Raw genomic sequence first — 7438 nt, forward strand, 5'->3', positions numbered from 1 at the left:
CGCAGCGACGGCGGACCGGGCTGGCGCCGCAGCACGTGGGTGACGTCCGGCAGCACGCCGGTCCGCACCGGCCCGCCCGCGTGCGCGGCGATGACCGGCAGGTCCGCCGGGTCGGTCTGGAGGTCCTTGTCGCCGGTGAGCGCGAGGATCGGCGCGTCGACGCGGGCCAGGTCCGGCCGCGGGTCGTAGCGCAGGAACTCCCGGAACCAGCGGGCGTTGAGCCGCTGCCCGCCGACCCACGCCACGTCCTTGTCGGTGGCGAGGATCTTCTCGTGGTTGCGGGCCACCTTCGTCACCAGGTCGGTGCGGGTGAGCCGGAGCACCAGGCGTACCGGCGCGGGCAGCGTGGGCAGCAGTCGTCCGGCCTGCCAGCGCAGCACCTCGGCGCCGGTGCGCCCGGGCGCGGACAGCAGGACCAGGCCGGCCACCGGTACGCCGCGCGCGGCGAGCGCGACAGCGGTGAGCGCGCCCTCGCTGTGCCCGACCAGGAACATCCGTCCGGCGTCCACGACCGGGTCGTCGCGCAGCGCCGCGAACACGGCGGCCGCGTCGTCGACGTTGTCGAAGAAGCCGGTACGCAGGAACTCGCCGGTGCTCTCGCCGACGCCCCGCCGGTCGTACCGGGCGACCGCGATCCCGGCCCCGGCGAGCGCTGCGGCCAGGTGCCGCTGGATGCCCAGGGGCAGGCGGCGGTGGTCGCCGTCGCGGTTGATCGGCCCGGAGCCGGGCAGCAGCAGCGCCACCGGGTGCCCTCCGGCGCCGTCGGGCAGCGTGAGCGTGCCGGACAGCCGCTGCTCGCCCGAGTCGACGACGAGCGAACGGTCGATCGTCACGGCAGCACCGCCACGGCCAGGGCGGAGGCGTCGTCGGCGCCGATGAGCAGGGAGTCGTACGCCTGGCCGGTGAGGGTGATGCGGACGGCCGGCTGGCCGCCGCGGACGCTGACGAACTCCTTGCCGGCCCTGCCGCGCCAGGTGCCGACGTTGCGCGTGCGGGGCACGCCGAGGCCGGGCACCCGGATGCCGCGGGTGGCGCGCGCCCCGTCGGGCACGACGACGGCGCCCGCGACGGCGGAGCGGGGGAACGACAGGTCGCCGCGCAGGGCCCAGATCTTCTCGGCGGTGGTGAGCCGGACGCCGATGCGGTCGGGGGTGATGTCGATGGTGGCCATCGGCGTGCTCCTCGGTTCTGTTATCGTCGATGAGAACATTACCTGAGGCGATAACAAAAAGGGGAGCCACTGTGGCACTCGACACCGTGGAGCTGCTGATGCACCCGGTCCGGCTGCGCATCGTCCAGGCGTTCCTGGGCGGCCGCACGCTGACCACCGCCGACCTGCGCAGCGAGCTGAGCGACGTGCCGCCGGCCACGCTCTACCGGCAGGTCGCCACGCTCGCCGAGAACGGCGTGCTGCACACGGTCGGGGAGCGGCGCGCCCGCGGCGCGGTCGAGCGCAGCTACCGGCTCCACGAGGCCGCCGCGTCGGTGGACCCGGACGAGGCCCGGGCCATGAGCCTGCAACGGCACCGCCAGGCGTTCCTCACCTTCGTCGCGGGCCTGCTCGCCGACTTCGACGGCTACCTCGACCGCGGCGACCCCGACCTGGCCCGCGACGTGGCCGGCTACCGGCAGAACGCGTTCCACGCCACCGACGCCGAGGCCGCCGAGTTCGTCACCCGGTTCCGCGAGCTGTTCGCCGAGTACGCCGCGCTCGGCCCCGGGCCCGGCCGCACCCGGCGGCTGCTCACCACCGTGCTGCTGCCCGGCGCCGATCAGGAGCGGCCCGCCGAGCGCCGGTGACCGGCCACGATGTCCGCCACGGCGGCACCCAGCGCCAGCACGATGATCCCGGCGGCGAGCAGCAGTGAGTGGCGGAACGCCGTACCCCAGTCGCCGTGGTCGTCGGCGATCGTGGAGAAGAACAGCGCGCCCACCGCGGCGATGCCGGCGGCCGAGCCGATGCGCTGCCCGGTCTGCAGCATGCCCGCGCCGCTGCCGGCCATCGGCACCGGCACCTCGGACAGCGTGAGCGTCTGGTTCGGCGCGATCACCAGGCCGCTGCCCAGCCCCGCGACGAGCAGCGGCAGCGCGGTCCGCAGCGGCACGTTGTCGTGCGGCCCGCCCGCCAGCACCAGGTCGGTCGCGATCAGCCCGGCCACCACCGCCAGCAGCCCGATCGCGACGAGCGGACGGCCGTACCGGGTGACCACCCGGCCGCCGAGCGCGGAGGCGAGCGCCGAACCGAGCGCGAACGGCGTGATCGCCAGACCGGCCACGAGCGCGCTGTAGCCGAGCCCCATCTGCAGGTAGAGCGTGAAGATGAAGAAGATCGCGGTGAACCCGGCGAAGTAGATCAGGCCGATCAGCGCGCCGAGCGTGTACGAGCGCACCGTGAACAGCCGCAGGTCGAACAGCGGCTGGGCGCGCCGGGCGTACCGGTGCTCCCAGAGCGCGAACCCGGCGAGCAGCAGCAGGCCGACCGGGATCAGCAGCCACTTGCCCGGGCCCCGCCACTGCTCCCGCTGCACCAGCGGCAGCAGGATCACCGTCACCCCGGCGCCGAGCAGCAGCACGCCGAGTGGATCGAGGCGGCCCCGCCCGGCGGGGTTCGTCGCCCGGGTCGGCATCAGCCGCCAGCCGAGCAGCATCGCCACGATCCCGACCGGGATGTTCACGAAGAACACCCACCGCCAGCCGTGCTCCGCGCCGCCCAGCTGGATGAGCAGGCCGCCGAGCAGCGGCCCCACGGCGGTGGAGATACCGATCGTCGCGCCCAGCAGGCCGAACGCGCGACCCCGGTCGGCGCCCCGGAACAGCTCCTGGATCATGCCGCTGACCTGAGGGTTCACCACACCGGCGGCGGCGCCCTGGACGAGCCGGGCCACCACCAGCCACTCCGGCGAGCGGGCCAGCCCGGCCAGCGCGCTGGTCAGCGTGAACAGGCCCACCCCGACCACGAACGCGGTACGCCGCCCGCGCGCGTCGCCGAACCGCCCGGCCGGCACCAGCACCAGGCCGAACGTCAGCGCGTACCCGGACAGCACCCACTGCAAATCGCTCGGTGTGGCGTGCAGCGCCCGGTCGATCGACGGCACCGCGACGTTGACGATGCTGACGTCCAGCAGCGTCATGAACGCCGCGATCAGGCCGACGCTCAGCGCGCGCCAGCGACGCCGATCGTCGTACCCGGTGTCCGGCACGATCCGATCACGCCACCTGGCGCGCGCACCACCGCGGCCCGAAGTCCAGGCCGGACATCGGGGAGTCCTCGCGGTGCAGCAGCCCTCGCTCGGTGAGCGAGTGCAGCGGCTCGCGCAGTTCCTCCTCGGTCATCCCGGTCTCCTGGGCGATCAGGTCCGGGTAGGGGACGTGTCCCTGCACCTCCAGCGCGGACACCGCCTGGTACACCCGTTCCTCGACCGCAGACAGCTGGACCTGAGGCATCGCTTCCCTCCTCGGCGTGGACCGTCCGACCCGCGGACGGCGGCGACCGGCGGTTACCCGGACGGGCCGCGATGATGCTCACCCGTTCGACTGTCGTGCCGGGCGGGGCGGCACGGCGGTGCCCTAGGCTGCACCAGTGATCATCTGGGATCTCGTCGTGGTCGGCGGTGGGCCCGCCGGACTCTCCGCCGCGCATGCCGCGGCCCGCTCCGGCGTCCGCACGCTCGTGGTCGAGCGGGCCACCCACCCCCGGTACAAGACCTGCGGCGGCGGCCTGATCGGCACCTCGCTGGCCGAGGTCGCCGACCGCCTCGAGGTGCCCGCCCACGACCGGGTCGACCGGATCACGTTCACCCGCGACGGGCGGCGCGCGTTCACCCGCCGGCACCCGTCGCCGCTGGTCACGATGATCCGCCGGGAGGAGTTCGACGACCGGCTGCGCGCCGCCGCCGTCGCCGCCGGGGCTCAGGTCCGCGAGGGCGTCGCGGTCCGCGCGGTCGAGCAGGACCCCGACGAGGTACGCCTGCGTCTGGCCGACGGCGAGGTGGTGCGCGCCCGTGCCGTCATCGGCGCGGACGGCTCCTCCGGCGTCACGGCACGCCACGTCGGTGTCCGTTTCCGCCAGGTCGACCTCGGCCTGGAACTGGAACTGCCGGTGGACGGTGCCGAACGGGAACGCTGGCGGGGCCGGGTGCTGCTCGACTGGGGGCCGCTGCCCGGCTCCTACGCGTGGGTGTTCCCCAAGGGCGACCGGCTCACCGTGGGCGTCATCTCGGCCCGGGGCGACGGCGACCGCACCCGCGCCTACCTGCGCGACTTCACCGACCGGCTCGGACTGTCCGGGGTGACGCCGGAGCACGACTCCGGTCACCTCACCCGCTGCCGCGCCGACGACTCGCCGCTGCGCCACGGGCGGGTGCTGGTCGCAGGCGACGCGGCCGGGCTGCTGGAGCCGTGGAGCCGGGAGGGGATCAGCTACGCGCTGCGCTCCGGCCGGCTGGCCGGGGAGGCGGTGGCCGGCGGCGACCTCGGCGCGTACGCCCGGGAGGTCGGCCGGCGGCTGACGCCGGAGATGCGCGCCGGGCACCGGCTGCTGGAGACGTTCGAGCGGCGGCCCGACGTGTTCCACGCGATGCTCGCCAGCCCGCCCGGCTGGCGGATGTTCGTCCGGTTCTGCCAGGGCCGGGCGAGCTTCGCCGAGATGCTCGACCGGCGGCCGGTACGCGCCGGGCTCGCGGTGCTCGACCGTCTGCCCGCGAGGGCGCGGGCCGTGGCCGGTTAACCTGGCGCGGTGACCGACTGGGATCTCGTCTGCGAACGCGACTTCGCGGTGCCGGACGGCCGCGACCTGGACGACCTCGTCGCCGAACTCGCCGCCGCGCTGCGCGACCCCGACCCGGCGGTCCGGGACGGCGCGCCCTACGTGGTGCTGCGCACCTGGATCGCCCGGGACGTGATCGACGCCGGCCGCCGGGCGAAGCTGGGCGCGATCATGGCCGAGCGGTTCACCGACCCGGAGATCCAGGCCCGCACGTTCGCGCCGCTGGTGCTGGACATGATCGTCAGCCGGGGTGACCTCGACCCGGCCTGGCCGGCCGCGTTCCGCGCCTGGTACCCGGCCGAGACCGACCTGCGCGGGTACGACGCGACGCTCGGCTGGCTGCACGCGGTGGCCCACGGCGCCGACCTGCTGGCCACGTTCGGCCGCCACCCGTCGGTCGACCCGGCGAGCATGCTCGACCTGGCCGCGGCCCGCCTCGTCGCGCCGACCGGGCACCTCTTCGCCGCACAGGAGGACGACCGGCTGGCCCGCGCGATCGCACTGGTGCTGGCCCGGCCCGGCCTGTCCGGCGCCGACGCGCTCGGCTGGCTGGACCCGGTCGCGGCGAGCTTCGCCGCGCTGCCCCGGGGCACCACACCCGCGCACGCCTCGAACAGCATGCGGACGCTGCGGGCGCTGTACGTGCTGCTGGACACCGGCATCGGGCCGAGCCGGGACGCCCCGGCGCTGCCGCAGCCGCACCGCGACGCGGTCAAGGCACGCCTGGCCGAGGTGCTCGCCCCGGTCTTCCAGCACGGCTGAACGCCCCCGGTCAGGGGACGATGACCGCCCGCCCGTGCACGTCGCCCCGGCGCAGCGCCTCGTACGCCTGCGGCGCCTCCGCGAGCGGGAACGTCTGCACGTCGGCGTGCAGCCGGCCGTCGCGGGCCAGCGCGATCACCTCGTGCAGTTCGGCCCGGGTGCCCCAGAACGGCACCGCCACAGCGGCCTCGAACGGCACGGGCGGCGGCTCGTCGGCGACCGGCCGGACCGGCAGCGTACCGCCGGCCAGGCCGACCAGCAGCAGCTGACCGCCGGTGGCGACGACCTGCCGGGCGGTGTCCAGGGTCGCCTGCGCGCCGACGAAGTCGAGCACCACGTCCGCGCCGTCCGGGGCCGGCCCGACCAGCTCACGGATCTTCTCCACCGCGTCCGGGCCGGCCTGCACCACGTGGTGCGCGCCGAGCCGGCCGGCCAGGTCCAGCGCCGCGGTGCTGGTGTCCACCGCGACGATCCGTACCGCTGTGGTGGCGAGCAGGATCTGCAACCCCATGTGCCCCAGCCCGCCGATGCCGATCACCACGCAGGTGGTGCCGGGCCGCAGCCGGGGCCGGGCCAGCTCCACCGCGTGGTACGGCGTCAGCCCGGCGTCGGTGAGCGGCGCGGCCTGGGTCAGGTCCATGTCGCCGACCGGCAGCAGCCGGGACGCGGGAACCACGACGTACTCGGCGAGCCCGCCGTCGCGGCTGAGCCCGATGCCGCCGACCGGGGTTACCCGGCAGCGGTTCTCCTCGCCCCGCAGGCAGGCCCGGCACCGGCCGCAGCCGATGATCCCGTAGACCGCGGCCCGTTCTCCGGGCGACCAGCCGACCACCCCGGCGCCGACCGTGTCGACGGTGCCGGCGATCTCGTGCCCCAGGGTCATCGGGATCGGGAACACGCCGGCCGGAGCGTCGAGGATGTGCAGGTCGGAGTGGCAGGCGCCGACCGCGCCGACGCGCAGCAGCACCTCACCGGGGCCGGCCTCGGGCGTGGGCACCTCCGTGTGCTCCAGCACCCCGGGCGCTGTCATCCGTACTGCGCGCATGTCTCCCCCACCTCGTCACCGACGGTCGTCGCGGCGGCATACCCCTGCCGTGGTGGTTGATGCGCCGACGGGACGGGCGGGCGCACAATGCGGTCATGAGTGAGCCGGCCGAGTCGTTCACCGACGAGGAGTACGCGTTCCTGCGGCACGTCCGCTTCGGCGAACTGCCGGCCCGGGTACGCCCGGAGGACCTCACGGGGTCCGTGGAGACCGAGACCCCGCCGGACCGGCCGGACCCGGTCGGCGGGGAGTCGGAGTGGCACCTGCGCGCGGGCGGCTGACGGGGTCCGGGCACCGGCCCGGACCCCGTCGCCGCACGGTCAGAAGACCGGCACGCCGTCGCGCACCAGCTTCCAGTTGGGTACGAAGAAGTCGGCCGGGTCGATGACGCCCTTGGCCTGCGCCCAGTCGATGAGCAGCTGGCGGATCTCCTGCTGGGCGTTGTAGACCTGGGTCTTCACGATGCCCGGGAAGTTGCCGCCGCCGCTGCGCCGGTAGTTGTTCACCGCCACCACGAACCGGGCGTCCGCCGCGACCGGGGTGTCGGTGCCGGCCAGCACCAGCCGGGTGACCCGCTGGCCGACCGGCTTGGCGATGTCGATGTCGTAGTCGACGCCGGAGAACACGTCGTAGTTGTAGTCCGGCACCGCCGGGTCGCTGATCGTCTCCGGGTTCACCGGCGCGCCCGCCGGCAGCGTGACGAAGTACTTCGCCGAGTACTCCAGGTACGCCTTCACCTCGGCGCCGGTCAGCACGACCGCCTCCAGCGTGTTGTCGTACACGTAGAGGCCCGCCACGTCGCGGATGCGCACGTCGCCCTGCGGGAACACCGCGGTACGGCTGAACGGCGCGGCGATGGACAGCAC

The 7438-nt window shown here is 74.8% G+C and carries 10 protein-coding genes; 4 read left to right on the plus strand and 6 right to left on the minus strand.

The genetic code is table 11. The features are described from left to right. Together KBX39_RS17655 and KBX39_RS17660 are read right to left on the minus strand one after the other, a co-directional pair. A partial coding sequence (locus KBX39_RS17655) for an alpha/beta fold hydrolase (RefSeq protein WP_210871580.1) occupies positions 1 to 833 on the minus strand: 833 nt, incomplete at its 3' end. Then, complete coding sequence (locus KBX39_RS17660; RefSeq protein ID WP_210871582.1) at positions 830 to 1171, minus strand: hypothetical protein; 342 nt, start codon at positions 1169 to 1171, stop codon at positions 830 to 832. The genes KBX39_RS17660 and KBX39_RS17655, both read right to left, overlap by 4 nt. Before the next feature lie 71 nt (positions 1172 to 1242). Between KBX39_RS17660 and KBX39_RS17665 the strand changes: the two genes are divergently transcribed. Continuing rightward, positions 1243 to 1800: a helix-turn-helix domain-containing protein gene (locus KBX39_RS17665; protein WP_210871584.1), complete on the plus strand. Its 558-nt coding sequence runs from the start codon at positions 1243 to 1245 to the stop codon at positions 1798 to 1800. On the opposite strand, the gene KBX39_RS17670 is transcribed toward KBX39_RS17665, so the two are convergent. Together KBX39_RS17670 and KBX39_RS17675 are read right to left on the minus strand one after the other, a co-directional pair. Next, the gene (locus KBX39_RS17670; RefSeq protein ID WP_233607689.1) at positions 1773 to 3200 is read right to left on the minus strand and encodes an MFS transporter; all 1428 of its coding nucleotides are present in this window, start codon (positions 3198 to 3200) and stop codon (positions 1773 to 1775) included. The two genes, KBX39_RS17665 and KBX39_RS17670, sit on opposite strands and share 28 nt — an antisense overlap. A 7-nt stretch (positions 3201 to 3207) precedes the next feature. Then, positions 3208 to 3444, minus strand: coding sequence for a hypothetical protein (locus KBX39_RS17675; protein ID WP_043323944.1), 237 nt, complete (start codon positions 3442 to 3444; stop codon positions 3208 to 3210). 136 nt (positions 3445 to 3580) lie between these two features. Between KBX39_RS17675 and KBX39_RS17680 the strand changes: the two genes are divergently transcribed. Both KBX39_RS17680 and KBX39_RS17685 read left to right on the plus strand, forming a co-directional pair. Further along, positions 3581 to 4726, plus strand: coding sequence for a geranylgeranyl reductase family protein (locus tag KBX39_RS17680; RefSeq protein WP_104112608.1), 1146 nt, complete (start codon positions 3581 to 3583; stop codon positions 4724 to 4726). A 9-nt stretch (positions 4727 to 4735) separates the two neighbouring features. Next, positions 4736 to 5527, plus strand: a complete 792-nt coding sequence (locus KBX39_RS17685; RefSeq protein WP_043323946.1) for a DUF2785 domain-containing protein — start codon at positions 4736 to 4738, stop codon at positions 5525 to 5527. Positions 5528 to 5537: 10 nt separating this feature from the next. On the opposite strand, the gene KBX39_RS17690 is transcribed toward KBX39_RS17685, so the two are convergent. Further along, complete coding sequence (locus tag KBX39_RS17690) at positions 5538 to 6572, minus strand: NAD(P)-dependent alcohol dehydrogenase (RefSeq protein WP_043323948.1); 1035 nt, start codon at positions 6570 to 6572, stop codon at positions 5538 to 5540. Positions 6573 to 6667: 95 nt separating this feature from the next. Here KBX39_RS17690 and KBX39_RS17695 point away from each other — a divergent pair, with 95 nt between their 5' ends. Beyond that, a complete protein-coding gene (locus KBX39_RS17695) occupies positions 6668 to 6853 on the plus strand; it encodes a hypothetical protein (protein ID WP_223201055.1) in 186 nt (61 codons plus the stop codon). A gap of 39 nt (positions 6854 to 6892) precedes the next feature. Here KBX39_RS17695 and KBX39_RS17700 read toward each other — a convergent pair. Beyond that, the coding region (locus KBX39_RS17700; protein WP_210871586.1) for a 5'-nucleotidase C-terminal domain-containing protein at positions 6893 to 7438 on the minus strand (546 nt) is incomplete at its 5' end.

This window comes from Micromonospora sp. D75, from assembly GCF_018070405.1.
In the GTDB taxonomy this organism is placed as follows: Bacteria; Actinomycetota; Actinomycetes; order Mycobacteriales; family Micromonosporaceae; genus Micromonospora; species Micromonospora chalcea.